This is a genomic window from Streptomyces sp. NPDC034099, assembly GCF_055575415.1.
In genome coordinates, this window is record NZ_JBVISR010000001.1 from 1,010,472 (window position 1) to 1,034,037 (window position 23,566).

Below are 23,566 nucleotides of genomic sequence, written 5' to 3' on the forward strand. Positions count from 1 at the left end.
GGAGGTTGATAGACATGGTTCCCCTGCTTCTCGTTCTCCTGCTTGCCCTCATCCTCTTCGGCGCCGGCTTCGCGCTGAAGGCACTGTGGTGGGTCGCAGTGATCGTGCTGGTGGTCTGGCTGCTGGGCTTTGTCGTCCGTTCCGCCGGCAGCGGGGGCCGGCGGGGCCGCTGGTACCGCTGGTAGGACAAGCAGCGCAATCGGACGGTGCCGGCCGGACAGGATCCACGTCAGCCGCTGCGGCGTGCGTCGCGCGTCGTCAGGATCCGGGGCGGACGACCACCGCCAACACCTCCACGCGTCCGGCGTGTTCGAAGCGGAGCGTGAAGGGCACCAGGTCGCCCGTCTCCCAGCGGGCCGCGGCCGGGACGGTCACGTCGCTGCTGTGCGGCGACATGTCGAGGGTGCCGTAGGCGGGGATCGGCAGAGACTCGGCAGCCTGACGGTAGGCGGCGCCGCCGGGGGTCATCCGGTGGCTGCTGAGGGAGATGCCCCCGGTGACGTCGGACGAGGTCACCTCCAGCAGACGGTCCCGGGCGCCGCCGGTGTTGCTGATCCGGAAGAACGCCGCTGTCTGTGGCACTCCCAGGGACGGGAGGAAGAGCCGTGCGTCCGTGACGCCGATGCGTGCGGGGGTGCCAGCGTTGCCCGTGGCGGTCCAGACCGCGAGACCGCCCAGGGCCAGCACGCAGGCGCACACCGGTGCCAGAGCGGCCAGGGCGGTGTCCGCGAGCCGGCGCCGGGTGGGCGTCCAGGCGGAGGGCGTCATCGAAGGCTCCCGCCAGGGGTGGACGGACGGCTGCGGGCCGGTGACGGCTGCCAGGCACGCAGCCGCAGGCTGTTGCCGACCACGAGCACGGAGCTGACGGACATCGCGGCGGCGGCCGGCATCGGGGTGAGCAGACCGACCATGGCCAGGGGCAGGGTCACGGCGTTGTAGCCGAAGGCCCACAGCAGGTTGACGCGGATCGTGGCCAGCGTGCCTCGGGAGAGGCGGACGGCGTCCGCGAGGGCGTCGATGTCTCCGCGGACCAGGGTGACGTCGGCGGCTCCGATCGCCACGTCGGTGCCGGTGCCCATGGCGATGCCGAGATCGGCTCCGGCCAGGGCGGCGGCATCGTTGACGCCGTCGCCGACGACGGCCACCCGGTAGCCCTCGTCCCGCAGTCGGCGGACCAGGCGGGCCTTGTCCTCGGGGGCGCACCGGGCGTGTACGTCGTCGATGCGCAGAGCGGTGGCGACGGCGCGGGCGGTCGCCTCCCGGTCTCCGGTGGCCAGCACCGGCCGTACGCCCAGGCGCCGCAGCCGGTCCACGGCCCGGTAGCTGCCCGGCCGCAGCACGTCCCCGATCTCGATGAGCGCCTCGGTCACGCCGTCGACGCGGACCACGACCGGCGTGCGGGCGGCCTCCTCCGCGGCGGACAGGGCCTCGGCCAGCGGTACGGGCAGTGCGTCGTCGGGGGCCAGGACCTCCACGAGCCGTCCCTCGGCCCTGCCGCGCACGCCGCGCCCCGGCAGGGCGGCGAAGTCGGTCACGTCCGGCAGCGTCTCGGCCGGCGTGGCGCGTCGGGCGTAGGCCGTGACGGCCTGTCCCAGGGGATGCTCGGAGCCCTGCTCCACCGCGCCCGCGAGCCTGATCGCCTGCTCCTCGCCGATGCCTCGGGGCGCGGCCGTGACCCGGGCGACGCTCATGTGCCCGGAGGTCAGCGTGCCGGTCTTGTCGAGCACCACCGCGTCGATGTGCCGCAGTCCTTCCAGGGCCCGCGGACCGCTGACCAGGACGCCCAGTTGAGCGCCACGGCCGGTGGCGGCCATCAGGGCGGTCGGGGTGGCGAGGCCGAGGGCGCAGGGGCAGGCGACGACCAGGACGGCGACGGAGGCGGTGACCGCGGCCTGCGGGTCGGCGCCCGCGCCCAGCCAGAAGCCGAGGACGGTGGCGGCCAGGGTGAGGACGACGGGTACGAAGACGCCGGCGACCTTGTCGGCGAGGCGCTGGGCCCGCGCCTTGCCCGCCTGGGCCTCGGTCACCAGGTGGGTGATCCGGGCCAGTCGGGTGTCGGCGCCGACCGCGGTGGCCCGCACCGCCAGCAGGCCGCCGACGTTCACCGAACCGCCGGTCACGGCAGCGCCGGGCTCCACCTCGGCCGGCTCGCTCTCCCCGGTGACCAGGGAGAGGTCGACGGCCGAACTGCCCTCGACGACCGTGCCGTCGGTGGCCACGCGTTCCCCGGGCCGTACGACGAAGACCTGGCCCACCCGGAGATCCTCGATCGCGACGAGACGCTCCCCCGTGTCGTCGCGTACGGCGACCTCCTTGACCGCCAGTTCCGCGAGCGAGCGCAGGGCCGCTCCGGTGCCCCGACGGGCCCGCGCCTCCAGGTACCGGCCCGCCAGGACGAACAGGGGGACGCCGACGGCGGCCTCCAGGTAGATGTGGGTGACGCCGTCCGACGCCGTCGGCACCAGGCTGAAGGGCATCCGCATGCCCGGGTCGCCCGCGCCGCCGAGGAACAGGGCGTAGGTGGACCAGGCGAAGGAGGCCACGACACCCAGCGACACCAGGGTGTCCATGGTCGACGCCGAGTGCCGCAGCGCCCGCGCCGCCCGCTGGTGGAAGGGCAGGGCGGCCCAGACCACGACGGGCGCGGCGAGTACGAAGCACAGCCACTGCCAGTTGCGGAACTGCCAGGCGGGGACCATGGACAGGACCAGCACGGGGACGGCGAGCAGGGCCGTGACCACCAGCCGGTCGCGTTCCCGCCCGTCTTCCGTGTCCGCCTCGTCACGGTCCTGGCGTCGTCGCTCTTCGGGCGGCTCGGGGAGGGCCGCGGTGTATCCGGCCTGCTCGACGGCGGCGACGAGCTGCTCCGGGAGCACTTCGGGCGGATGGTGCACACGAGCCCGCCCGGTGGCGAGGTTCACGCTCGCGCGGACGCCGTCCAGTTTGGCCAGCTTCTTCTCCACCCGCTTCACGCAGGCCGCGCAGGTCATGCCGCCGACCGCGAGGTCGGTCACCTCCTGCACGGATGCCGGTTCAGCGGTCATCAGTGCCCGCCTCCGTGGTTCATGCCGCCCGTGTCGCCGTCCTCCGGGGCCGTGCCGCCGCCCTCGTGGCCGTCCCGGGTGATCCCCGGACCGTGCAGGCCGGGTGCGACCGGGCCGACGCCCCGGCCGACGGCGTAGGAGGCGGCGAACGCCAGGAGCAGCAGGACGAGGAACCCGCACAGGGCGGGCGGCGGCAGGACGCGGTGCACCGGGGCGGCGGGCGCGCCGGAAGCGGATTGCCGTGTCTGCGCCATCTGCCGACTCTCCCGATCGCCTCGCGCGCACGGCTTCCGCTGGTCCGAGCCGCACCGGTACAGGAGTCGGGGACGTCGGCGCTCGAGTTCCCCGGGACGAATGTGACGCCTGTCACCGGACGGAACGGAGGGACCTACGAGCGGAGGCACCTCGGGGCAGAGGGCCTTGGAGCGGACGCCGCCCGGTCACGCCCGCCCGCGAGGGTTCCGGCCGATGCCCGTCGCGCCGCGGGCCGCGGGCATCGGGCATCGGGCATCGGGCATCGGGCATCGGGCATCGGGCATCGGGCATCGGGCATCGGCCGGAACGGTGCCCGGTCGGTCGTCAGGCCGCGGCACCCTCCAGCGGGTGCCGGGGTGCGGACTCGTCCGCGACGCGCTCGGCCAGTGCGGTCCGGGCGCGGGACACCCGGGAGCGCACCGTACCGACCGGGCACCGGCTCACCTCGGCGGCCTCGGCGTACGGCAGACCCAGCAGCTGGGTCAGGACGAACGCCTCACGGCGCTCACCGGGCAGCGCGTCGACCAGCTCCCACAGGGCGATGCCCTCGTCGAAGCCGGGCAGCCCCGTCGGCTGGGCGCGTTCGGCGGCCGCCTGCCAGTCGTCGGTGCACGCCGTCCGAGGACGGCACGCGGCGCGGCGCAGGCTGTCGACGACGGCCCGGCGGGCGATCGACAGCAGCCAGACGCGCGCCGAGGAACGCCCCTCGAACCGGGGCAGTGCCGTGAGAGCGCGCAGGAACGTGTCCTGGGTCAGGTCGTCCGCCGCCTGCACGTCGTCGGCGAGGTACGCCACGTAGCGGCGCACGTCGCGTTGCAGCGCCCGGACGAAGCGGTCGACCGCCTCGAGGTCGCCCGCGGCGGCGGCGAGCGCCCAGGCGGTGACCGTCTCGTCGGTCACGGTGGGCAGGGCAGGGGTCATGGTCCTCTGGTCCTTCCTGGGTCCCGCGCGCGCCGGTCCGGGCACGGCACGGTGACCGGCGGCGGACGCACGGGTGAGGGGAGAAATCCCGTCGCGCGGTGGCGCGGACGGGAGACCGCCGCCGCGCGGAGGGCGGTGGCGGTGATCCGGCTGTCAGGCGACAGCGGTCTCCCCGGGAGGACCCCGGGTGGTGAGGACGTGCACGAGCAGGAGCCGGCGCAGCCGCCACCTCGGCCGCGGAGCCGGCCGGAGAGCGGGCGGAGCAGGAAGCGGGCGGAGTACGGCCAGGACCAGCCGCAACGGCACGAACGCGCGGTCCGCGCAGGCGCGGACCGTCTTGAAGACCGCGCTCTCCCCCTGGGCCAGCCAGAGTCCGCACAGCAGGGCGGCCAGCAGGTGGGCGGCCAGCATGCCCCAGGAGGGCAGGCCGGCCAGGTGCGCCATGTCCTGCATGCCGCCCGTACCGGCCATGGGCTCCATGACGTGGCCCATCGACGCCATGCCGTCGGCGCCGTGGGTGCTCAGGTGATCCGCGTGGGGCAGGCCCGCGGCTGCGGCGATGTCGTAGGTCCGGGCGGCCTGCGCGGGTGTCGGGTTCGGGCCGCAGAGAAACCGGTGGGCCCACTCCAGCAGGGAGTGCGAACCGTCCGGTGCCGCGGCCGGGCGGCCGCCGGACTGGGCGAGCGTGAAGGCGACGTGCAGGCCGGTCTGGGCGGCGACCGTCAGGACGGCCACCGTACGGCGGCGGCGCTCGTGGGCCCCGAAGGCCCAGCCGACGGCCCCGACGGCCAAGGCGCCGGAGAGGAGCACCCACCAGGGCAGCCCCTCCCCGGACATCAGCACGTGTCCGAGGGCGGCGAGCAGCACGCAGACGGCCGCGAACATCGCGGCCCTCGTCGTGCGGAGACACCACCCAGCGCCCATGGCGGCTCATCCTCGCATTCCCGGCGCGCCGTCACTCAGGGAAGTACGAGAAGTTCCCGGACCCGCGACCCGACCCCCTCCCGGTGATTCACGTCACGCCAACCCCCGGGAACTCCGGGAGAGTTGCGCCCGACTGCCTGCCCAAGGAGGTGCGTCCGTGACGACGGGACAGACACAGCGGGCCGGGCGGGACGGGGCGGGCCCGGCGGCCGGGGAAGGCGCGGCGAGGGCTCTGACCCCGCTGCTGACCTGCGCCATGGCCTTCTCGATGATGCAGCTGTTCCTGCTCGGGGCGCTCGGCCCGCGGCTCGTGGCCGACCTCGGTGTCTCACCGACGGTGCTCGGGCTGACGACCACCGTCGGGTTCGCCACGGCCGCCGTGCTCTCCCCGGTCGGCGGCCGGGTGGTGGACCGGGTGGGTCCCCGTCGCTGCCTGGTGGCCCTGCTCGCCGTGGCCTCCCTCTCGCTCGCGCTGATCGGCGCGGCTCCCGGCTCCGGCTTCCTGCTGGCCGCCGTCGCGCTCGGTGGGCTGCCGCAGGCGCTGGCCAACCCGGCCACCAACAAGGCGATCCTCGCCGCCGTACCGCCCGAACGGCGCGGCTCGGTGACCGGAATGAAGCAGTCGGGGGTGCAGCTGGGGGCGTTCGCGGCCGGGCTGCCGCTCGCGGCGCTCGCCGGTCTCACCGGGTGGCGGGGCGCGGTGTGGACCGCCGCGGGCGCCGCGGTGGTGGCCGCCGGCTGGGCGGCACGCGCGTTGCCCGCCGACCCGCCCGCGAAGCCCACCACGGCGGTCCGGGTGCCGCGCGGGATGGTCGCGTGGCTGATGGTCTTCTCGCTGCTGCTCGGCTGCGGCATCGCCTCCGTCAACACCTATCTGTCGCTGTACGGCACCGAGCGTCTGGGGCTCGGTGCCACGGCGGCGGGGGCGCTGGTGGCGGTGCTCGGCGTCTCGGGGATCGTGGGCCGGCTGGGCTGGTCGAAGGCGGCGGGGCGGCCCGAGCGGGCGGTCTGGCTGCCGGGTGCGCTCGCCGTCGGAGCGGTGGCGGCGGCCCTGCTCCTGGCCGGCTCGGCCTCCGTCGGCCCGCTGGTGTGGGGGGCGGCCGCGGCCGTCGGGGTGTTCGCCGTGGCGGCGAACGCGGTGTCCATGGTGCTCGTCATGCAGCGCGCGGCGCCGGGCCGGGCGGGCCAGGACTCCGCGCTGGTCTCCGCCGGGTTCTTCGCCGGGTTCGCCGTCGGTCCACCGCTGTTCGGGATGCTGGCCGAGGCGGGCCGGTACGGAGGCGGATGGCTCCTCGTGGCGGCCGAGTTCGCGGGCGCCGGGGTGGTGGCGCTGCTGTGGTCCGCGCGGGAACGCCGGTCGGGCGTCCGGTCGTGAGAGCACGGGCGGAGGGGGCCGCCCGCCCGGACGGGGAACGGCGGGCGGGCGGCGCGGACACCGCACCCGGGTGGGCCGCCTCGGCACTCGACTCCGTTCTCGCCAGGGTCGCCCGCACCCGAGCCGAAGCCGGTGCGCGGTTCCCGCTCTACGCGGACCCGGACTCCGGCAGGTGGAGGACCACGGCGCGCGGCTCCTGGACCGGCGGGTTCTGGGCGGGACTGCTGTGGCTGCTCGCCCGGCACACCGGCGCCCCCTCCGACCGGGAGGCCGCACAGGCGTGCACCGCCCGTCTGGCCGACTGGGCCGAGGCGGACACCTCCACCCGCGGACTGATCTTCTGGTACGGCACCCTCTTCGACGAAGACGACGGTGGCGCCCGGGTCCGGGTCCGGGACGTGGGCGCCCGGGCCTGCCGGGACGCCTTCGATCCGCAACTGGGCCTCGTGCCGTGGGGTTCGGCGTTCGGCGGGCCGGGGACGACGGCCCGCGTGGACGGCGTCCCCGGCATGGTGCCGCTGCTGGCCACGGTGGACCCGGAGGCCGCCGGCTCACATCTGCGCCGCCACCTCGACCTGTGCCTGAGCACCCGGCCGCCGTCCTGGTCGTGGCTGCGCACCGGGGCGACCGGCTGGACCGCCCGTGCCGACCCGCCGCCCGGCTGGAGCCGCGGTCCGGCGTGGCTGCTGCTCGCCGTGGCCGAGGGTGCCCCGCTCCTGGACGACGGTTCGCTCGCCCGGATCACCGACGCGTTGGCGCCGACCCGTTCCGTGCCGCTCGCCGACCTCGCCCGCCCCGACGGCCCCCTCGACACCTCGGCGGCCGCCGTCACCGCGCTGGCGCTGCTGCGCCTGGGTCACCGGGACCGGGCCGTCACCGTCCTCGACACTCTCGTCGACCGGTACCTGACCGCCGACGGCCGCCTCCTGGACGGCTGTTACGACCTCGGCGCCGGAACAGCCGTGCGCCACGAGCTGATCTGGGGCGACTTCTTCCTGGCCTACTCCCTCGCGGAACTCACCGGCCGCGTGTCCGGGCATCCCGGCTGAACCGGCTCCGTCCGCAGCACACGCCGCGCCACGGAGGCGATGTGCAGTTCGTCGGGTCCGTCGAGAATGCGGGCCGCGCGCCCCGTGCGGAACAGGGCGGGCAGCGCGGTGTCCGGGCCGAGCCCCGCCGCGCCGTGGACCTGTATCGCCGCGTCGGCCACCAGCTGGAGCGTGCGGGCCGCGGCTACCTTGGCCAGCCCCACTTCCACGTGGGCGTCGACGCCCGCGTCCAGCCGGGACACGGCCTCGTGGACCAGCGGCCGGGTCGTGCGCAGGGCGAGCAGTGACTCGAAGACGTGGCGCTGGACGAGTTGCAGGTCGCCGAGGGGGCCGCGGGAGCGGGCGCGGGTGACGGCGCGTTCCCGCATCAGCTCGAAGGCACGGCCCGCCTGACCGAGCCAGCGCAGGCAGCGCAGGGTCCGGCCGAGCTGGAGCCGTTCGGCGGCGACGGAGAGGGCCTGGCCGCGTGCGCCGACCAGGTGGTCGGCGTCCACCGCGACACCGTCGAGTGCGATCTCCGCCTGTCCGGCCGCGCCGAGCACGGGCAGTTCGCGCACCACCCGGAAGCCGGGAGCGGCGGTCGGGACCAACAGCAGGGAGAGGCCGTCCCGTTGCGGGGGCCGGCCGTCCGTGCGGGCGAGGACGGTGACGAGGTCGGCGGTGCCGCCCCCGCTGACGAACCACTTGCCTCCCGTCAGCCGCCAGCCGTCCCCGGTCTCGACGGCGCGGGTGGCGGTGAGGAACGGGTCGGTGCCGGGAACGTCCGGCTCCGTCATCGCGTAACCGGCCCGCAGCTCCCCGGCGACCAGCGGCGCCAGGTAGCGCTCGCGGACGCGCGGGCTGCCGTGCCGCCCCAGCATGAGTGCGTCCAGCAGGGCGGCCGACCCGAGGGCCGCCGGCCCGTGATCACTGGCTCCCTCCACCTCCGCGACATGGGCGTACGCCCGCAGTCCGAGCCCCTGACCGCCCAGTTCGACCGGGAGGGGCAGCGCCCACAGGCCCTGGCCCTTCGCCTCCCGGCGCAGCCGGTGCAGGGTCCGCGCCGCGTCCGGGCCGCCGCTGTCCAGGACCCCTTCGCAGGGCACGACCCGGTCGCGGACGAAGGTACCGACCCGCTCCTTCAACTCCCGCACGTCCGACGGGCACCGCGGGTCACCGAGCGTCTCGTCCAGCACGTCTCCCCCACCTTCCAGGGAACTTCGGCTCTCGCCGGTCCGACTGTGTGTTCGTGGAACCGGTCGGGGGTGATCGCCCCCGGGTTCCCGCGCGTCAGGAAAGGAGAGGCATGGCACCACAGGCCACACCGCCCATCGCGCGGCCGTCCCGGCCCCTCGACGGACTCCGTCTGGAAGCCCCGGGAACCCCGGGACCGGCGGGCGGACTCGTCGCGGAGCACCTGCGGCTGCTCGGCGCGGCGGAGACCGGACGTCCCGGTGAGCGCATGACGCTCGCCGGCGCGGAGTTCGGCGGCGTCACCGCCCACGTGACGTGGGGCGACCGGGCCGTGGACGAGGCGACCGCACAGGCGGTGACGGGCATCATGGGCGTGCACGGCCGCCGGGACGGGGCGCCTCGCGGGCTCGCCGCCGACTACGCCACCACCGCCGCCGGTGTGCTGACCGTGCAGGGCCTGCTGGCCGGGCTCCTCGCCCAGGCGCGCGGCTCGCAGGTGCGGCGCAGCGAGGTCAGTGTCGAGCGGGCCGGGCTGCTCGCCGTCTCGCAGTACCTCGCCGCGGCCGGAGCCGAGGAGGCCGAGGCGGCGGAGATCGCGCCGGGCGGGCCGCCGTTCACCTCGGCCGACGGCGTCGTCTTCGAGCTGGAAACCCTGGACCCCGGCGCGTGGGCCGCGTTCTGGCGCGCGCTCGGCGCACCGGCGGACGCGGTACGGCACGGCTGGCGGCCCTTCCAGTTCCGGTACGCCACGGCCTGCGCACCCGTTCCGCACGAGCTGCACGCCGTAGCCGGCCGGCACGGCTGGGAGCGCGTCCGGGAAGCCGCGCGGTCCTCCGGTGCCGAGGTGTGCGCCCTGCACTCGCTCACCGAGCGGGCCGCCGAGTACGACGGAGCCCCGCCCTGGACGCTGACGGCGCGCGACGCGTCGTACTCCGGCTCCGGCGCACCGCCGGACACCGACGCCCCGCTGGCCGGGCTGACCGTCCTGGAGGCCGGCCGCCGCATCCAGGCACCGCTCACGGCGCATCTGCTGGGGCTGCTCGGCGCCGAGGTGGTGCGGATCGAGCCGCCGGGCGGTGATCCGCTGCGCGGTGTGCCACCGGCCTGCTCGGGCGTCTCGGCCCGCTGGCTGGCGCTCAACCGGGGCAAGAGGGCCGTCGAGGTGGACATCAAGTCCGCCGGGGACCGGAAGCTGCTGCGCGCGATGGCGGCGGAGGCCGACGTGTTCCTGCACAACTGGGCGCCGGGCAGGGCCGCCGCGCTCGGCCTGGACCACGAGGACCTGTCCGCCGCCAACCCCGGGCTCGTCTACGCCTACACCAGCGGCTGGGCCGGCCGGCTGCCCGGGGCGCCGATGGGCACCGACTTCATGGTGCAGGCCCGCGCCGGGGTGGGTGAGGCGGTGCGGCCGGCCGACGAGCCGCCCGTCCCGTCCCTCATGACCCTGCTCGACGTACTCGGAGGACTCCTCGGGGCCGAGGCCGTCCTCGCGGGGCTGCTGCTGCGCCGGCGCACGGGAGCCGGTGTGCGGGTGGACTCGTCCCTGCTCGGCGCGGCCGACGTCCTGACCGCCCCGGCCCGAAGCCGTGCGCAACGGGGCCTCGACCCACGGCAACCGGCCGGGTTCCGCAGGCCCGTGCCCACGGCCGACGGCTGGATCGCCCTGCCCGACCACGCGGCCGTCCCGCCCGACGCGCGGCACCTCTCCACCGCCGAGGCCCTGCGGCGGCTGCACGAACGCGGCACGGCCGCGGTACCGGTCGTCACCGACCTCGCCGACCTGCTCTCCTCCGGCCCGATCAGCCGCGACGCCCACGGCTCCCCCGCCGTCCCCGCCCCCTGGAGGTTCGCATGACCGTCGCCCTGCACGACCTGCTGCCCGCCGCGCTGCGCCGTACCTGGGCGGTCGACGGCACCTGCCCCGACCTGGACCTCTACAGCCTCTACCGGGCCCGGCAGATCGCCGACCCGCACCGCACGGCGGTCCTCGACGGCAAGGGCAGGCTCTGTTACACCGCGCTGGACCGCAAGGCCCGATGTCTCGCCGCAGGACTCTCCGGCCTCGGGATACGTCCCGGTGACGTCGTCGGCGTCCAGCTGCCCAACGGCCGCGACGCCGTCGTCGCGGACCTGGCACTCGCCGCCCTGGGCGCGGTGGCGCTGCCCTTCCCCGTCGGGCGGGGCGGGCGCGAGGCGGCGTCGCTGCTGCGCAGATCGGAGGCGGTCGCGGTGATCGCGGCAGCCGAGCACCGGGGCAGCCGTCACGCGGCCGACCTGCTGGCGCTGACGGGTGGGCTGCCCGCCCTGCGTACGGTCGTCGCCGCGGAACCTGCGGGCACCGCGCCGCAGGGAGCCGTCCCGCTGTCGGAGCTGCTGCGCACCGACCCGAAGGCGTTCGTGCCGGCCCGTCCCGATCCCGACACCGCCGCCCGCATCCTGGTGTCCTCCGGGTCGGAGTCCGAGCCGAAGATGGTGGCCTACTCGCACAACGCCCTGGCCGGCGGCCGGGGGAACTTCCTCGGCTCCCTCATCCCGGACGGCCGCCCGCCGCGCTGCCTCTTCCTCGTACCGCTGGCCTCCGCCTTCGGCAGCAACGGCACTCCGGTCACCCTCGCCCGGCACGGCGGCACCCTGGTCCTGCTCGACCACTTCACCCCCGAGGCCGCGCTGGAGGCGCTCGCCGAGCACGAGCCGACCCATGTCCTGGGCGTACCGACCATGATCCGCATGCTGCTGGACCGGATCGCGGAGGGCGGACACCCGCAGCTCACCGCGCCGACCGCCGTGGTCGTCGGCGGCTCGCCCCTGGACGAGGCCACCGCGTCCGAGGCCCGCCTGGCCTTCGGCTGCCCGGTCGTCAACCTCTACGGCTCCGCCGACGGCGTCAACTGCCACACCGGGCTGGCGCACGGCACCCCCGACGCCGCCGGGCGGCCCGGCGTCGCCGCGGGACAACCCGACCCCCGGGTCGCCGACATACGGATCGCGGTCCCCGGAACGCGTGAGCTGCGGGAGGTCGGCGGGGGCACGGTCGGTGAGATCGTCGCCCGTGGTCCGATGACACCGCTGTGCTACGTCGCCGCGCCCGACCTCGACACCCGCTACCGCACCGAGGACGGCTGGGTGCGCACCGGGGACCTGGGCCTCATCGACGAGGACGGCACGCTCCGGGTCGTCGGTCGGCTGAAGGACGTGGTGATCCGGGGCGGGGCCTACATCAGCCCCGCCGAGGTCGAGGTCGAGCTGGCCGCGCATCCGGCGGTCCGGGACGTGGTGTGCGTCGGCGTGCCCGACCCGTTGATGGGCGAGCGGCTCGCGGCCTGCGTCGTGCCCAGGGACGACGCGGCGCCCACGCTGGACGCCTTGTGCGCCCACCTGGACGCGCGAGGTATGGAACGGCGCAAGCACCCCGAGCGCCTGCTGGTACTGGACGAGCTGCCCCTGACCCCGGCCGGCAAGCCGGACCGAGCGGCGCTGCGGGAACGATGCGCGCCCGGGACGGAACGGCCGCAGCCCCTGGCCCCGGCCGGCTGACCCACCGGACGACGGAGGGCCGCCGGGGGGGATACCCCGTGCGGCCCTTCACCTCCTCCTGGTACGGCAGTTCACCGCCCGTCACCGAGCCCGCGACCGACGCCACCACCTCCCGCCCCTCCCCCGATCAGGAGGCGTTCATCGCCTTCTCCAGCGTCGTCGCCGCGTTCTTGTAGACGGTCAGCAGATCCAGGTCCTCGTCCGGGTAGTTGACGATCCCCACCTGGCGCGCGCCGGAGTCGGGCAGCACGGTGCCGGCCGCCATGTGCACGTTGTCGAGCACGAGTTGCGGCTTCTTGCCGGAGAGGTCGGACAACTGCTGGGCGGTCACCGCCTCCGGCCCGTACGTGCCGACGACCTGCGCTCCGGCCAGTTTCGCCGACCAGGTGGCGAACACCTGAGCGACGGCGGTGGGTGCCTTGCCGTCCGGCCAGGCACTCTTGAGGTCCTTGTGCAGCTTGCCGTACTCGGCGTCGAACGAGGTGATCCACTCGGCGGCGGTGGCCTCGGTGCCGAACATCCCGCCCAGCCGGGTCACCTCGGCCTTGACCTTGTCCGCGTCGTTGTCGAGGTTGACCTCGACGAGTTCGGCGGCGCCGCCGGCGGCCTCCTTGAACTTCTCGGCGTACGGCTCGAAGGGCGCGTACAGCACGAAGTCGGCGTCCGCCACGGCCGCGAGATCGGAGGGCTTCGGGTCGTAGTCGGGAGCGTGCTGCACCGACTCCGGGACGATGACCTCGACGTCCCGAGCGCCCGCGGCCTTGGCGAAGGCGCCTTCCCAGCTCGTCGTGGCGACCACGACCGGGCTGTCCTCACCGGCCGCGTCGCCGTCCGCTCCGGATGAGGAGGCTGGGGAGCCCGAGGAGCCGGAGGAGTCCGACGTATAGCTGTCGCCGCCGCAGCCGGTGGCCGTCAGCAGGAAGGCCGCGCTGAAGCTCAGTGCGAGGAGGGGAGTGATGCGGACGCGGGTGCGCGCCATGAGCTGATTCTCCGTTCGGGGACGAGGTGGACGGCGAGGACGACCACGCCGGCGGTCAGGACGAGGACGGGGCCGGGAGGCCAGTCGAACCGGAGGGCGATCAGGAAGCCGGACAGGTTCACGACCACGCCGATGCCGACCGCCCACGCGGTGATGGACAGCAGGGAGCGGCCCAGCCGCCGGGCGGCGAGAGCCGGGAGCAGCGTCAGCGCGTCGACGAGGAGGGCGCCGGTGAGCTTGATGGCTCCGGCGACGGACACCGCGACCAGGACCAGCAGCACGAGGGTGAGCCGGTCGACGCGCACGCCCGAGGACAGGGCGAGTTCACGGTCGTGGAGCAGGAGGGCGATGTCTCTGCGTCGCCACCAGAAGAGGGCCGGCACGACGACGGCCGGCACGGCGAGCAGCCACAGGTCGGCGGTGCCGACCGACAGTATGGACCCCCAGAGCAGGGCGAAGGCGCCCGCCGCGTTGACGCCGGAGACGGCCAGCAGGAGCAGGGCGGCGGCGATCGCGAGGCTCATCAAGAGGCCCATGGCGCCGGACAGGCCGTCCGGCGTACGGGCCAGCGGAGCGACTCCGGCGCCGGCGAGTGCACAGGCCACCAGGGCGCACAGCATGGGGTCGAGCCCGGTCAGCAGGCCGACGGCGATGCCCAGGAGGGCGACGTGCATCATCGCGAACCGCACCGGCATGATGTCGAGGCCGACGATCACGACGCCGATCACCGGCAGTCCGACCGCCGCCACCAGCAGGGCGACACCGGCTCGTTGGACGGGCACGAGGTGCAGGAGCTGGCCGACGTCGGCCGCGGCCAGGGCGCTCACCCGGCCTCCCGCAGCCGGCCCGCGGCCATCTCCAGGACCCGGTCGCAGCGTTCGGCCAGAGCCCGGTCGTGCGTGACGACCACGACGGTCACCGGCAGGGACAGCAGTACGTCGGCCGCCTCCTCCTGCCCGGAGAAGTCGAGGGCGGCGGTGGGCTCGTCGGCGAGCAGCACACCGGCCCCGGCCGCCACGCAGCCGACCGCCCGCGCCAGGTACATGCGCTGGAGCTGGCCGCCCGACAGGGTGTGCAGCGGCCGGTCCGCGAGGTGCCCGACCCCCAGCTTGTGGGCCGCCTCCAGCGCCTCCGTGCGGGCACCGCCGCTGGCCAGCAACTCGCGGGCCAGCAGCGGAAAGCGGCCGGCCGCCGGTTTCTGCGGGATCCACGCGCACGCCCGTCGCCGCCACGCCCACTCCGCGGCGCTCCCGGTGTCCCGCCCGCCGACCAGGATCCGGCCCGTGAACTGCCGGTGCAGCCCCAGCACGGCGCGCACCAACGTGGTCTTGCCCGACCCGTTGGTACCGGTCAGCGCGACGCGCTGCCCCGGCGCGACGTCGAGATCGACCTCGCGCACGGCCTCGACCCTGCCGTGCCGGCACACGACGCCGGACAGCCGGACATCCAGCCCTTCCATGCCACCTCCCCGCCTCCCCACACCAGTCGGACGGGAGAGGCGGTCAGTTCCCGCAGCACCCCGACCGCGACACCTGACAGGGCAAGGGCTGCGTTCCCTCTGGACCAGATACCCCCCTGGGGTATATGTTTCCCGTCATGGATCACCACGCGCACCACCACTCCGGTCATGGGCACGGGCACGGCGCCACCTGGGCGATCGCGATGCGGGCGACGCTGCACTGCCTCAGCGGGTGTGCCGTCGGCGAGATCCTCGGCATGGTCGTCGGGACCGCGCTGATGTGGGGCAACGTGCCGACCATGGTGCTGGCCATCGCGCTGGCCTTCGTCTTCGGCTACTCCCTCACCCTCTTCGCGGTGGTGCGCGCCGGGGTGTCCATGAAGGCCGCGGTCAAGGTGGCGCTGGCCGCCGACACCGTCTCCATCGCCGTGATGGAACTGGTCGACAACGGCATCATCGCCCTCGTCCCCGGCGCGATGGACGCGCACCTGTCCGACGGCCTGTTCTGGTACGCCCTGCTCGGCGGCTTCGCCGTGGCGTTCGTGATCACCACGCCGGTCAACAAGTGGATGATCGGCCGCGGCAAGGGCCACGCCGTCGTGCACGCCTACCACTGAACCGCGGCGTGGGTATGCTCCCCGCCGTGGCCGTCCGCCGACCGAGAGCAGCGAGAAGAGCACTGTGACCCCGTACGACTCCGCCGAGTACGAGTACGAGAAGGACGGCGCGGCCATCTACCGCCAGTCCTTCGCCACCATCCGCGCGGAGGCCGACCTCTCCGGCCTGCCCTCCGACGTCGGCCGGGTCGCGGTCCGGATGATCCACGCCTGCGGCATGGTCGACCTGGTGCGCGACCTGTCCTGGTCCCCCGGCGTCGTCTCCCGCGCCCGCGAGGCCCTGAAGGCCGGTGCGCCCGTGCTGTGCGACGTACGGATGGTGGCCAGCGGTGTGACGCGCGCACGGCTGCCCGCGGACAACGACGTCGTGTGCACCCTGTCCGACCCCGCCGTCCCCGAGCTGGCGGCCAGGCTCGGCACCACCCGCAGCGCCGCCGCCCTGGAGCTGTGGCGCGACCGGCTGGACGGGGCCGTGGTCGCCGTCGGCAACGCGCCCACCGCGCTCTTCCGGCTCCTGGAGCTGATCGACGCCGGAGCGCCCCGCCCGGCCGCCGTCATCGGCGTGCCCGTCGGCTTCGTCGGCGCCGCCGAGTCCAAGGACGCGCTGGCCGCCCACCCCTCGGGCCTGGAGCACCTCGTCGTACGGGGCCGTCGCGGGGGCAGCGCGCTCGCCGCCGCCGCGATCAACGCGATCGCCAGCGAGGAGGAGTGACCGCGGCCCGCCGACGGCCGGGTGGGTGACTAGTACGGGAGTCGGCGCCCGGCCCGGGCCTCCCGGACCCACCGCGCCGCCTGTTCGGGTCCGGCCACGACCGGCACTCCCGCGGGCACCGGCGGCCTGCGCACCACGACCACGGGCAGCCCCGCCTCACGGGCGGCCGTCAGCTTCGGTGCGGTCGCCGCTCCTCCGCTGTCCTTGGTGACCAGGACGTCGATCCGGTGCCGGCGCAGCAGCTCGCGCTCCCCGTCGAGGGTGAAGGGGCCCCGGTCCAGCAGGACCTCCATGCGGGGCGGGCAGGGCGCCTCGGGCGCGTCGACGGACCGGACGAGGAACCACGGGCCGGCCAGACCCGCGAAGGCGGCCAGGCCCATGCGGCCGGTGGTCAGGAAGATCCGTCGGCCGAGGGCGGGCAGCAGTGCGGCGGCTTCCGTCAGGGAACCGGCCTCGTGCCAGACGTCCCCCTCGCCCCGCCGCCAGCCGGGCCGGCGCAGCGCGAGGAGGGGGACCCGGGCGTTGGCGGCGGCGCGCGCCGCGTTGAAGGTGATGGTGCCGGCGAAGGGGTGCGTGGCGTCGACGAGCAGGTCGACGGTGTGTGCGCGGAGCCAGGCGGCGAGTCCCTCGGCGCCGCCGAAACCGCCGACGCGCACCTCGCCCGGCGGCGTCCTGGGCGCGGAGACCCGTCCCGCCAGGGAGTTCGTCACCCGCAGCCCCGGCAGCGGCCCGGCCGGTCCCGCCGGACCGGCCGCCAGCAGTTCGGCGAGGCGGCGGGCCTCCGAGGTACCGCCGAGGATCAGCACGTGCACGGCGGTTCCGGCTCCCTCCCCGCGGTTCTCGCTGTCGGTCGCGTCGAGCCAAGCACATCCTCCGGCCGAGAGGGAGCCAGGGAGCCGGGCAGCGGACCCTCCAGGCCCACCGGCATGCTCCTGGGCGCGAGGGACCCCGCTCCCGGCCATACCGGAAGCCGATCGGAAGCGCATCGGAACTCCAGAAATCTGGTTCCGGAAGCGCCGCCACTGGTCGGATCGGTCGATGCACATGGCACATCGGCCCACTCGGGGCGCGTGCCGTATCCGCCCGGCCGGATACCGGCGGCAATGAGGTGACAGATGAGCAGTACACGCGTCCCGTCCGGCGCCCGGGGTTCCTACCCCGCACCAGGGCTCGCACTCACGCCCGGTCCCGTACGCAACCAGGCCCTGACCGTGATCGCGATCCCGTTCGTCCTCATAGTCGTGCTGGCCGTCGTGCTCGCCACGACCGGCCCGGACGACGGGGTCCCCTCCACCGACGGGCTCTACGGCAGCGGAGCGCTGCCGGACTGGGGGTCCGACACGACCGACGACGACACGGCCGACGACGGCACCGACCCGGACGGCTCCGGCGGCCTGACGGGCGGGGACTCGTACCCCTGGGACGACGGCACCGGTGAAGGGACCACAGACGGCACGTACGACGACGACACGTACGGCGACACCGAGACCCCCACGGACGACACCACGACCGACGACACCGCCACCGACGGGGCCACCACCGACGCGTCCGGGCCGGAGGCGACCGTGACGGCGTACTTCGACGCCATCAACAACCGCGACTTCTCCGCCGCGTGGGAGCTGGGCGGCAAGAACCTCAACCAGGACTACGACTCCTTCGTCGCCGGCTTCGCCACGACCCAGCGGGACGACGTCACCGTGACCGGCACGTCCGGCGACGACGTCTCGGTCACGGTCGTGGCCTGGGAGACCGACGGCACGCAGACGACGTACGTGGGCACCTACACGGTCGGCGGCGGCGTCATCACCGCGGCCGACATGCGGGAAGGGAACTGAGCCAGCCATGACCACCCACGCCGCCCCGCCGCCCCCGGACGCGACCAGCAACGCCACCCGCCTGATGTGCGCGGGCACCTACCTCGACCCCCTCTACCGCAAGGGGGTCATCCGGGAGCTGCTGACCCACCGCTACCGCGTGGTGGCCCCCTCCTACGGCTACGACGCCGCGCCCGTCCTGGCGCACGCGCTGGCCGCCCACAACCTGCGCCGCAACCAGCTGATCGCCCTCGGGACGGGCGCGGTCGTGGTCGCGCTGCTCATGGCGGCGGACGTGCTGGGCGGCTGGACGGCCGCCCTGTTCGTCTTCTGGCTCGCCTGGGCCACGATGTTCCTGCGCCGGCTCGCCATCCTCCAGACCCTCGCCGAGCACCTGGCGCCCCCGGCGGACGACCGCACCGGATTCGACGGCTCCCACCCGATCACCTCGCGGCTCACCCCGGAACTGGTCGGCAAGATCAACCGCGAGCAGGCCTCGGACACCGTGTACTACGGCGGCTACAAGCCGTTCGTCGGCGCCGGCCACTCCATCAAGCGGTGGGCCAACGCGGAACTGCTGCTCGGCGTCCCGAAGTCCCGGGCCGGCGCCTTCGGCCAGGGCCTGCTCAACGGGCACGTCCCCGCCCAGCACGGTCCCGCGGACGACCCGGACGGCACGGACGGCACCGGGCGGACGGAACGCAAGCCGATCATCCCGTTCACGGTCGAGGACATCACCACCCGGGTCTGCGAGGAGATGCTCGCGGAACTGCGCGACAAGCCCGCGCCGAGCGACCGCGTCGAGCTGCTCTCCGTCGACCGGCGCCGGTTCACCAAGGCGGTGCGGACCGCCGAGGGCAGCGACCCCGTCGCCGTGCTCCTGGACCCGCCCGACCCCGGCCGGCCCGACCACCACGCGGGACACTGGCGGGAGGACTACGACGCCCGCCGCGAGTACCTGTGCGTGCGCATCGGCGCCTGGCAACAGGAGCTGGTCACCTCGGTGTTCATCGGCTTCGACATCAAGGGCAGCACCCTGCACACCGAGTTCTACACCTACGTGCTCGGTCCCCTGCCGGAGAGCTTCCACCTCGCCGACCGGCTGCCGGCCGCGATCGACGGCAAGCTCATGCTGCGCATCGCCTGGGACGTGACCCGCAGCGCCCCCGGCGAACTCCTGCGGCTGATCGCCAACCCGCTGCGCGAGCGGCTGCCCAGCCGCTTCGGCACCGACACCGTACGCAAGCTGGTGGGCCAGCCCGCCGACACCAGCGAGTTCCGGCTCGGCCGCTACGCCCTGACCGCGGTGGACTGCGGCGCCCTCACCAGCGTCCGCGAGCTGGCGCCCAACCGCGACTTCCACCACTTCTTCCAGGAATCGGACACGATCAAGTACATCCAGATCATCGAGCGCCACCTGCTGCAGATCGTCGGCGACTTCCTGCGCGACCACGACGTCGACACCCGCGAGCACGACGCGAACCAGACCAACATCCTCCAGCAGAACTTCGGGGCCAACAGCACCAACAACTTCGGCGGCAACCAGAGCGTCGGCAACACCAACACCACCCAGACCTTCGGGAACAACTCCGGCGTCACCAGGGAGGCACGGCAGGCATGAGCGGGCAGCAGTTCCACGGCAACAGCTTCGGCCAGGGCAGCACCAACAACTTCGGGGGCAACCAGAGCGCCGGAAACACCGACACCACCCAGACCTTCGGCGACAGCTCCCCCATCCACGCCGCGCCGCCCGCGCCGTCCACCCCGCCCGCCCAGCCGTACGCCGACGGATGGCGGCGCCAGGCCGCCGCGGGGCCGGGGGACGCCGAGCGGGCCCGCAGCGTCTTCGTCGTGCACGGCCGCGACGACCAGGTGCGGCGCGAGATGTACGAGCTGCTGCGCCGCCTCGACCTGCGGCCCAAGGAGTGGGAGGACCTGGTCCGGGCGACCGGCCAGGCCTCGCCCTTCCTCGGCGACGTGGTCGCGGGCGCCCCCGCGCAGGCCCAGGCGGCCCTGGTCCTGCTCACCCCGGACGACGTCGTCACCCTCCACCCCGAGCTGCGCGGCCGCAACGAACCCGACTACGAGACCCGGCCGGTGTGCCAGCCGCGCCCCAACGTCCTGATCGAGCTGGGCATGGTGCTGATGGCCTACCCGGAGCGCACGCTGATCGTCGAGGTCGGCGGGGTGCGGCCGATCGCCGACATCGCGGGCCGCAACGTCATCCGCTTCGACGGCTCCGAGACGGCGCTCGGCAAGGTCGTGGAGCGGCTGAAGCTGGCGGGGTGCACGGTCAACGACACCGGCTCCGACTGGCGCCAGACCTACCCGTTCAAGCACCTGTCCGCCTACCACCGCCGGCCGTAGCCGTCCGGCGGATCCGGCGCCGCTCGGGGGACCGGCGCAACCGGCCCCCGGGGCACGTCCCGTCACGGCGGTACGTGTCCCGGGGGCCGGCGCCGTCCCCGGGCCCGGGCGCTACGCGGCACCGCCCGAGCCGGCCGCCGCCAGCACCCCGAGGAACGCCGCCACCTCCGTCAGATCGACCCGCTCCAGCTCGGCGGGGCGCAGCACGACCCGCAGTTCGCGGCAGATCACCCGCTCCCGGGAGTGGGTGATGAAGGACAGCAGTATCAGGCGCAGCAGGCTCTCCTCGTCGAGCCCGTCCAGCCGGGACAGGCCCGAGCCGATCAACGGCACGGCGACCCGGTCCAGTTGGCCGTGCCGGTAGACGGCGTCCCACACCCGGCCCAGGCTCAGCCACAGCTCCTCGGTGCTGGAGCGCGCCACGCAGTCGTTGCCCAGCCGGCTGTGGGCGACCCCGAAGACCAGTCGCGGCCTGCTGCCGAGCACCGCCACCGTGCCCACCGGGTAGCGGTCGAGCTTGCCGTACGGCTTGTCCGCGCGCGTCTCCCGGGCCACCGGCACGGCCGCGCCCAGGGCGGCGTCCAGCTCGTCGTCCAGCCGCCGCACGTCACCGCCGTACCGGCGCTCCAGCAGTTGCCCCTGCACGCTGCTGCCGCTGATCACCACGCCGTCGCGGACGTCGGTGTCGAAGGTGTCGGAGAACCCGACGACGAGGTGGGCGGACTCGTCGAAGAGGTCGCCAGGACCGACGGTCACGGACATCCGCGGCCGCCCGAACTCCTGGCACACGACCACCGTGGGCCTGCTGCGCACCACGGCCCAGCCCAGGCACAGCAGCGCCGACGCCGCGGCCACCGGCGCCGGGCCGGGAAGGGCCCCGGGCCACAGCTGCCCCACGAACTGCAGCACCGCCGACACCCCGCCGAAGGCCGCCATCACACTGCCCGCGAACAGCCGCCGGGTCCGCGCCCCGCCGAACGCGCCCCGACGGCCCCCGCGGCTCAGCCGCCCGCTCCCCCGCGGCGGACGGACGACCGGACCGGTCCCGCGCGAACCGACCGAAACCACAACTCCCCCAAACGGACAATTGATACGCTGCCGAAACCTCCCCCGCGACCACCGGTCGGGAGAGGGCGAAGCGAGTGGAGACCACTTGTATGGCGCGCATCCGTGTGAGCGTCCTGGGCCCGGCCAGGCTCGAAGTCGACGGCGTACCCGCCCGGTTGACCCCGCTGACGACACGGCTGCTGGTCCGCCTGGTGGCGGCGGACGGCGAGCCCGTCCCGGTGCGCCGGCTGCACCGGGACGTGTGGGCACTCGACGGCGAGCAGCCGCACGCGGCCCAGCGCCATCGCAACGAGGTGCAAAAACGCGTCCTCGAACTGCGCCGCGCCCTCGACCCCGCGCAGCGCGGTGACGGCGCCCGGGTGCTGCGCACCGAGCAGCTGCTGGCCGGCCCGGCGCCCGAGACGGCGTACCGGCTGGTGCTCGCGCCCGACGAGCTGGACTGCGCGGAGTTCACCGAGCTGGTCGACTCCGCGCTGCTCGCGGCCCCCGCGTCGGCCGCCGACCGGCTGGCCGCGGCGCTCGCGCTGGTGCGCGGCCGTCCGCTGGCCGAGGCGGGCGACGAGGACTTCGCCCGGCCGCTGGTGCGCCGGCTCACCGCGCTGTACGAGACCGCCCGCCGCCAGCTGATCCGCAGCCGGATGGACCTGGGCCGTCACGACCTCGCGCTGCCGGTCGCCGAACGGATGGCCCGGGAGCGGCCGGACGACCAGGACGTCGCCGAACTGCTCGGCGCCCTGCGGGCCCGGCTGCGCGAGCGGCACGGACGGGAGCTGCTGCGGCAGCCGTTCCCCGGCGCCGGCGACCTCGTGGTGGTGCGCGGCGACCTGTTCGACCAGGAGGACGCCAATCTGGTGGTCGGGTTCACCGACACCTTCGACACCGCCACCGAGCAGGACCTGGTGATCAGCCGGGAGAGCGTCCAGGGCCAGCTGGTGGAGCGGCTGTTCGGCGGCGAGCGCAAGCAGCTGGACGACCGGATCCAGGCCGGGCTCAGGGCGTTCAGGCCGCTGCGCACCGAGCGGGTCCAGGACAAGCCGCGCGGCCGCCGGGTCCGCTATCCCCTCGGCACCACCGTCCCGCTGACGGTGGGCGGCCGCCGGGTCTTCGCCGTGGCCTACTCCCGGCTCGGCAACGACCTCGTGGCCCGCTCCGGACCGGCCGACCTGCGGGCGAGCCTGGACACCCTGTGGCCGGCCGTCGCCCGCTACGGCATGTACCGGCCGGTCGCGATCCCCCTGATCGGCTCCGGTCTCGCCCGGATCGTGGAGCTGGACCGCACCCGGCTGCTGCTGATGATCGTGGAGAGCTTCGCGGAACACTGCCGCCGCGATCCGGCGACCGCCCCGGAGCTGCGCGTCGTGATCCGCCCGGCCGATCTGGAACGGACCGATCTGTCGGTGCTCGGCACCTATCTGCGCACCGCGCGGCTCCCCGGTCCCCGCGGCGACGCGGGCTCCGGCACCGGCTCCCGCACGGGCGCGGGCACCAGCGCCGACGTCGGCGCCGGCACCGGGGGTCAGGACACCGGCGCCGGCGACAGCGGTGGGGCGTACGGCCGCCGGTGACGTCGACATGCCTCCACGGCACCAGCGATCCCGCTTCCGGAACCAGCGGCGCACCGCTTCCGAACCGCTTCCGATCAGGCTTCCGGCGCTGATCGGGCGCCGGTCCGCGGCCGGTCGGCGGCCGGTCGGCGGCCGGTCGGCTGCGCTGGTGGCGCTTCCTACCGGGATGCCGCGCGGGCGGCCCCGTCCGGCCACACGACGTCGACGGGGATTCCCGCCTTGCGGGCCGCGAGCACCACGTCGGCGGTGCCGCCGCCCCGGCCGCTGGGCGGTTCGCCGTTCCACACGGCCACCAGCCGGTCGGCGCGTTCCAGGAGCAGGGCGTTGGCGGCCTCGTACGCCTGCCGGTCGGCCCTCTCACGGGGCAGTACGACGACCTCGTCGGCGGCCTCGACGAGGCGGTCGAAGAGCGGGGCGCCGCCCGGCTCGACCGTGCTGTGCCGGTAGTCCCGCGAGGGGACGACGACGACCAGCCGCCCGCCGGCGGCCAGTACGGCTTCCGCGAACAGCGAGTCGGCGCCCTTGGCGATGCAGGAGAGCCCGACGAGCGTCTTGTCGGAGCCCGGCCCCTGGCCCCGGTCCCGGTAGCGGTCCAGCAGTTCGTCCAGCGCGGCCCGGACCACGGGGACGCTCTCGTCCGTCAGGTCCATGTGCCCGGTCACCGCGAGGGCCGTCACGGTCTCCCCCTCGGTCGGTGGCCTGGTGGCAGG

23 protein-coding genes are annotated in these 23,566 nt (G+C 74.8%); 11 read left to right on the forward strand and 12 right to left on the reverse strand.

From position 1 onward, the window contains the following. The first annotated feature begins 14 nt into the window (after positions 1–14). A complete protein-coding gene (locus ACZ56V_RS04840; protein ID WP_398917629.1) occupies positions 15–185 on the forward strand; it encodes a hydrophobic protein in 171 nt (56 codons plus the stop codon). Positions 186–258: 73 nt separating this feature from the next. Here ACZ56V_RS04840 and ACZ56V_RS04845 read toward each other — a convergent pair whose 3' ends face one another. The 5 genes from ACZ56V_RS04845 to ACZ56V_RS04865 form a co-directional block, all read right to left on the reverse strand. Then, positions 259–768: a copper chaperone PCu(A)C gene (locus ACZ56V_RS04845; protein ID WP_468939227.1), complete on the reverse strand. Its 510-nt coding sequence runs from the start codon at positions 766–768 to the stop codon at positions 259–261. Continuing rightward, entirely contained in the window at positions 765–3,044 is a 2,280-nt protein-coding gene (locus ACZ56V_RS04850; protein WP_468939230.1) for a heavy metal translocating P-type ATPase, read from the reverse strand. The genes ACZ56V_RS04845 and ACZ56V_RS04850 overlap by 4 nt, the downstream gene beginning before the upstream one ends. Further along, positions 3,044–3,298 carry a hypothetical protein gene (locus ACZ56V_RS04855; RefSeq protein WP_398917622.1) on the reverse strand — a complete coding sequence of 85 codons (255 nt, stop codon included), beginning with the start codon at positions 3,296–3,298 and terminating at the stop codon, positions 3,044–3,046. The genes ACZ56V_RS04850 and ACZ56V_RS04855 overlap by 1 nt, the downstream gene beginning before the upstream one ends. A gap of 325 nt (positions 3,299–3,623) precedes the next feature. Continuing rightward, positions 3,624–4,220, reverse strand: a complete 597-nt coding sequence (locus tag ACZ56V_RS04860) for a sigma-70 family RNA polymerase sigma factor (protein ID WP_356367842.1) — start codon at positions 4,218–4,220, stop codon at positions 3,624–3,626. A gap of 153 nt (positions 4,221–4,373) precedes the next feature. Beyond that, on the reverse strand, positions 4,374–5,144 hold the full coding sequence (locus ACZ56V_RS04865) for a hypothetical protein (protein ID WP_398917620.1): 771 nt from the start codon (positions 5,142–5,144) through the stop codon (positions 4,374–4,376). A gap of 256 nt (positions 5,145–5,400) precedes the next feature. Here ACZ56V_RS04865 and ACZ56V_RS04870 point away from each other — a divergent pair, with 256 nt between their 5' ends. Together ACZ56V_RS04870 and ACZ56V_RS04875 are read left to right on the forward strand one after the other, a co-directional pair. Then, a complete protein-coding gene (locus tag ACZ56V_RS04870; RefSeq protein ID WP_468939385.1) occupies positions 5,401–6,519 on the forward strand; it encodes an MFS transporter in 1,119 nt (372 codons plus the stop codon). After that, positions 6,516–7,568, forward strand: a complete 1,053-nt coding sequence (locus ACZ56V_RS04875; RefSeq protein WP_467382603.1) for a sugar ABC transporter permease — start codon at positions 6,516–6,518, stop codon at positions 7,566–7,568. Before ACZ56V_RS04870 ends, ACZ56V_RS04875 begins: the two co-directional genes overlap by 4 nt. Here the strand turns inward: ACZ56V_RS04875 and ACZ56V_RS04880 are convergent. Further along, a complete protein-coding gene (locus tag ACZ56V_RS04880; protein ID WP_468939235.1) occupies positions 7,520–8,743 on the reverse strand; it encodes an acyl-CoA dehydrogenase family protein in 1,224 nt (407 codons plus the stop codon). The genes ACZ56V_RS04875 and ACZ56V_RS04880 overlap by 49 nt on opposite strands. Positions 8,744–8,853: 110 nt before the next feature. Here ACZ56V_RS04880 and ACZ56V_RS04885 point away from each other — a divergent pair, with 110 nt between their 5' ends. Beyond that, positions 8,854–10,596, forward strand: coding sequence for a CoA transferase (locus ACZ56V_RS04885; protein WP_468939237.1), 1,743 nt, complete (start codon positions 8,854–8,856; stop codon positions 10,594–10,596). Continuing rightward, positions 10,593–12,275 carry a class I adenylate-forming enzyme family protein gene (locus tag ACZ56V_RS04890; protein WP_468939240.1) on the forward strand — a complete coding sequence of 561 codons (1,683 nt, stop codon included), beginning with the start codon at positions 10,593–10,595 and terminating at the stop codon, positions 12,273–12,275. Before ACZ56V_RS04885 ends, ACZ56V_RS04890 begins: the two co-directional genes overlap by 4 nt. Positions 12,276–12,402: 127 nt before the next feature. Here the strand turns inward: ACZ56V_RS04890 and ACZ56V_RS04895 are convergent, their stop codons facing one another. From ACZ56V_RS04895 to ACZ56V_RS04905, 3 genes are read right to left on the reverse strand one after another with little or no spacing between them, the layout of a single operon-like run. Continuing rightward, positions 12,403–13,254: a metal ABC transporter solute-binding protein, Zn/Mn family gene (locus ACZ56V_RS04895; RefSeq protein ID WP_468939243.1), complete on the reverse strand. Its 852-nt coding sequence runs from the start codon at positions 13,252–13,254 to the stop codon at positions 12,403–12,405. Further along, entirely contained in the window at positions 13,212–14,081 is an 870-nt protein-coding gene (locus ACZ56V_RS04900) for a metal ABC transporter permease (protein ID WP_398917606.1), read from the reverse strand. The genes ACZ56V_RS04895 and ACZ56V_RS04900 overlap by 43 nt, the downstream gene beginning before the upstream one ends. Continuing rightward, positions 14,078–14,713 carry a metal ABC transporter ATP-binding protein gene (locus tag ACZ56V_RS04905; RefSeq protein ID WP_398917604.1) on the reverse strand — a complete coding sequence of 212 codons (636 nt, stop codon included), beginning with the start codon at positions 14,711–14,713 and terminating at the stop codon, positions 14,078–14,080. Before ACZ56V_RS04905 ends, ACZ56V_RS04900 begins: the two co-directional genes overlap by 4 nt. A gap of 137 nt (positions 14,714–14,850) precedes the next feature. Here ACZ56V_RS04905 and ACZ56V_RS04910 point away from each other — a divergent pair, with 137 nt between their 5' ends. After that, entirely contained in the window at positions 14,851–15,330 is a 480-nt protein-coding gene (locus ACZ56V_RS04910) for a DUF4396 domain-containing protein (RefSeq protein ID WP_468939246.1), read from the forward strand. A gap of 64 nt (positions 15,331–15,394) precedes the next feature. After that, positions 15,395–16,042 carry a precorrin-8X methylmutase gene (locus ACZ56V_RS04915; protein ID WP_467382614.1) on the forward strand — a complete coding sequence of 216 codons (648 nt, stop codon included), beginning with the start codon at positions 15,395–15,397 and terminating at the stop codon, positions 16,040–16,042. 29 nt (positions 16,043–16,071) lie between these two features. On the opposite strand, the gene ACZ56V_RS04920 is transcribed toward ACZ56V_RS04915, so the two are convergent. Beyond that, positions 16,072–16,854, reverse strand: a complete 783-nt coding sequence (locus tag ACZ56V_RS04920) for a cobalt-precorrin-6A reductase (RefSeq protein ID WP_468939249.1) — start codon at positions 16,852–16,854, stop codon at positions 16,072–16,074. Positions 16,855–17,157: 303 nt separating this feature from the next. Here ACZ56V_RS04920 and ACZ56V_RS04925 point away from each other — a divergent pair, with 303 nt between their 5' ends. From ACZ56V_RS04925 to ACZ56V_RS04935, 3 genes are read left to right on the forward strand one after another with little or no spacing between them, the layout of a single operon-like run. Beyond that, positions 17,158–17,877 carry a hypothetical protein gene (locus tag ACZ56V_RS04925; RefSeq protein ID WP_467382618.1) on the forward strand — a complete coding sequence of 240 codons (720 nt, stop codon included), beginning with the start codon at positions 17,158–17,160 and terminating at the stop codon, positions 17,875–17,877. Between the two features lie 7 nt (positions 17,878–17,884). Further along, positions 17,885–19,477, forward strand: a complete 1,593-nt coding sequence (locus ACZ56V_RS04930) for a hypothetical protein (protein ID WP_398917594.1) — start codon at positions 17,885–17,887, stop codon at positions 19,475–19,477. Further along, the gene (locus ACZ56V_RS04935; protein ID WP_398917592.1) at positions 19,474–20,223 is read left to right on the forward strand and encodes a TIR domain-containing protein; all 750 of its coding nucleotides are present in this window, start codon (positions 19,474–19,476) and stop codon (positions 20,221–20,223) included. The genes ACZ56V_RS04930 and ACZ56V_RS04935 overlap by 4 nt, the downstream gene beginning before the upstream one ends. Positions 20,224–20,334: 111 nt before the next feature. On the opposite strand, the gene ACZ56V_RS04940 is transcribed toward ACZ56V_RS04935, so the two are convergent. Beyond that, positions 20,335–21,132, reverse strand: a complete 798-nt coding sequence (locus ACZ56V_RS04940) for a macro domain-containing protein (RefSeq protein WP_468939254.1) — start codon at positions 21,130–21,132, stop codon at positions 20,335–20,337. A 248-nt stretch (positions 21,133–21,380) separates the two neighbouring features. Between ACZ56V_RS04940 and ACZ56V_RS04945 the strand changes: the two genes are divergently transcribed. Beyond that, positions 21,381–22,856 carry a macro domain-containing protein gene (locus ACZ56V_RS04945; RefSeq protein ID WP_467382622.1) on the forward strand — a complete coding sequence of 492 codons (1,476 nt, stop codon included), beginning with the start codon at positions 21,381–21,383 and terminating at the stop codon, positions 22,854–22,856. A 158-nt stretch (positions 22,857–23,014) separates the two neighbouring features. Here ACZ56V_RS04945 and ACZ56V_RS04950 read toward each other — a convergent pair whose 3' ends face one another. After that, positions 23,015–23,533, reverse strand: a complete 519-nt coding sequence (locus ACZ56V_RS04950; protein ID WP_468939258.1) for a hypothetical protein — start codon at positions 23,531–23,533, stop codon at positions 23,015–23,017. Positions 23,534–23,566: the final 33 nt, after the last annotated feature.

What these genes read in the sequence shown, in the direction of transcription:
- ACZ56V_RS04870 (WP_468939385.1), top strand. Translation starts at nt 5,401, where the DNA reads ATGGCCTTCTCGATGATGCAGCTGTTCCTGCTCGGGGCGCTCGGCCCG.
- ACZ56V_RS04855 (WP_398917622.1), bottom strand. Translation starts at nt 3,298, where the DNA reads ATGGCGCAGACACGGCAATCCGCTTCCGGCGCGCCCGCCGCCCCGGTG.
- ACZ56V_RS04935 (WP_398917592.1), top strand. Translation starts at nt 19,474, where the DNA reads ATGAGCGGGCAGCAGTTCCACGGCAACAGCTTCGGCCAGGGCAGCACC.
- ACZ56V_RS04860 (WP_356367842.1), bottom strand. Translation starts at nt 4,220, where the DNA reads ATGACCCCTGCCCTGCCCACCGTGACCGACGAGACGGTCACCGCCTGG.
- ACZ56V_RS04890 (WP_468939240.1), top strand. Translation starts at nt 10,593, where the DNA reads ATGACCGTCGCCCTGCACGACCTGCTGCCCGCCGCGCTGCGCCGTACC.
- ACZ56V_RS04925 (WP_467382618.1), top strand. Translation starts at nt 17,158, where the DNA reads ATGAGCAGTACACGCGTCCCGTCCGGCGCCCGGGGTTCCTACCCCGCA.
- ACZ56V_RS04895 (WP_468939243.1), bottom strand. Translation starts at nt 13,254, where the DNA reads ATGGCGCGCACCCGCGTCCGCATCACTCCCCTCCTCGCACTGAGCTTC.
- ACZ56V_RS04865 (WP_398917620.1), bottom strand. Translation starts at nt 5,144, where the DNA reads ATGGGCGCTGGGTGGTGTCTCCGCACGACGAGGGCCGCGATGTTCGCG.
- ACZ56V_RS04850 (WP_468939230.1), bottom strand. Translation starts at nt 3,044, where the DNA reads ATGACCGCTGAACCGGCATCCGTGCAGGAGGTGACCGACCTCGCGGTC.
- ACZ56V_RS04845 (WP_468939227.1), bottom strand. Translation starts at nt 768, where the DNA reads ATGACGCCCTCCGCCTGGACGCCCACCCGGCGCCGGCTCGCGGACACC.
- ACZ56V_RS04840 (WP_398917629.1), top strand. Translation starts at nt 15, where the DNA reads ATGGTTCCCCTGCTTCTCGTTCTCCTGCTTGCCCTCATCCTCTTCGGC.
- ACZ56V_RS04885 (WP_468939237.1), top strand. Translation starts at nt 8,854, where the DNA reads ATGGCACCACAGGCCACACCGCCCATCGCGCGGCCGTCCCGGCCCCTC.
- ACZ56V_RS04945 (WP_467382622.1), top strand. Translation starts at nt 21,381, where the DNA reads ATGGCGCGCATCCGTGTGAGCGTCCTGGGCCCGGCCAGGCTCGAAGTC.
- ACZ56V_RS04910 (WP_468939246.1), top strand. Translation starts at nt 14,851, where the DNA reads ATGGATCACCACGCGCACCACCACTCCGGTCATGGGCACGGGCACGGC.
- ACZ56V_RS04905 (WP_398917604.1), bottom strand. Translation starts at nt 14,713, where the DNA reads ATGGAAGGGCTGGATGTCCGGCTGTCCGGCGTCGTGTGCCGGCACGGC.
- ACZ56V_RS04930 (WP_398917594.1), top strand. Translation starts at nt 17,885, where the DNA reads ATGACCACCCACGCCGCCCCGCCGCCCCCGGACGCGACCAGCAACGCC.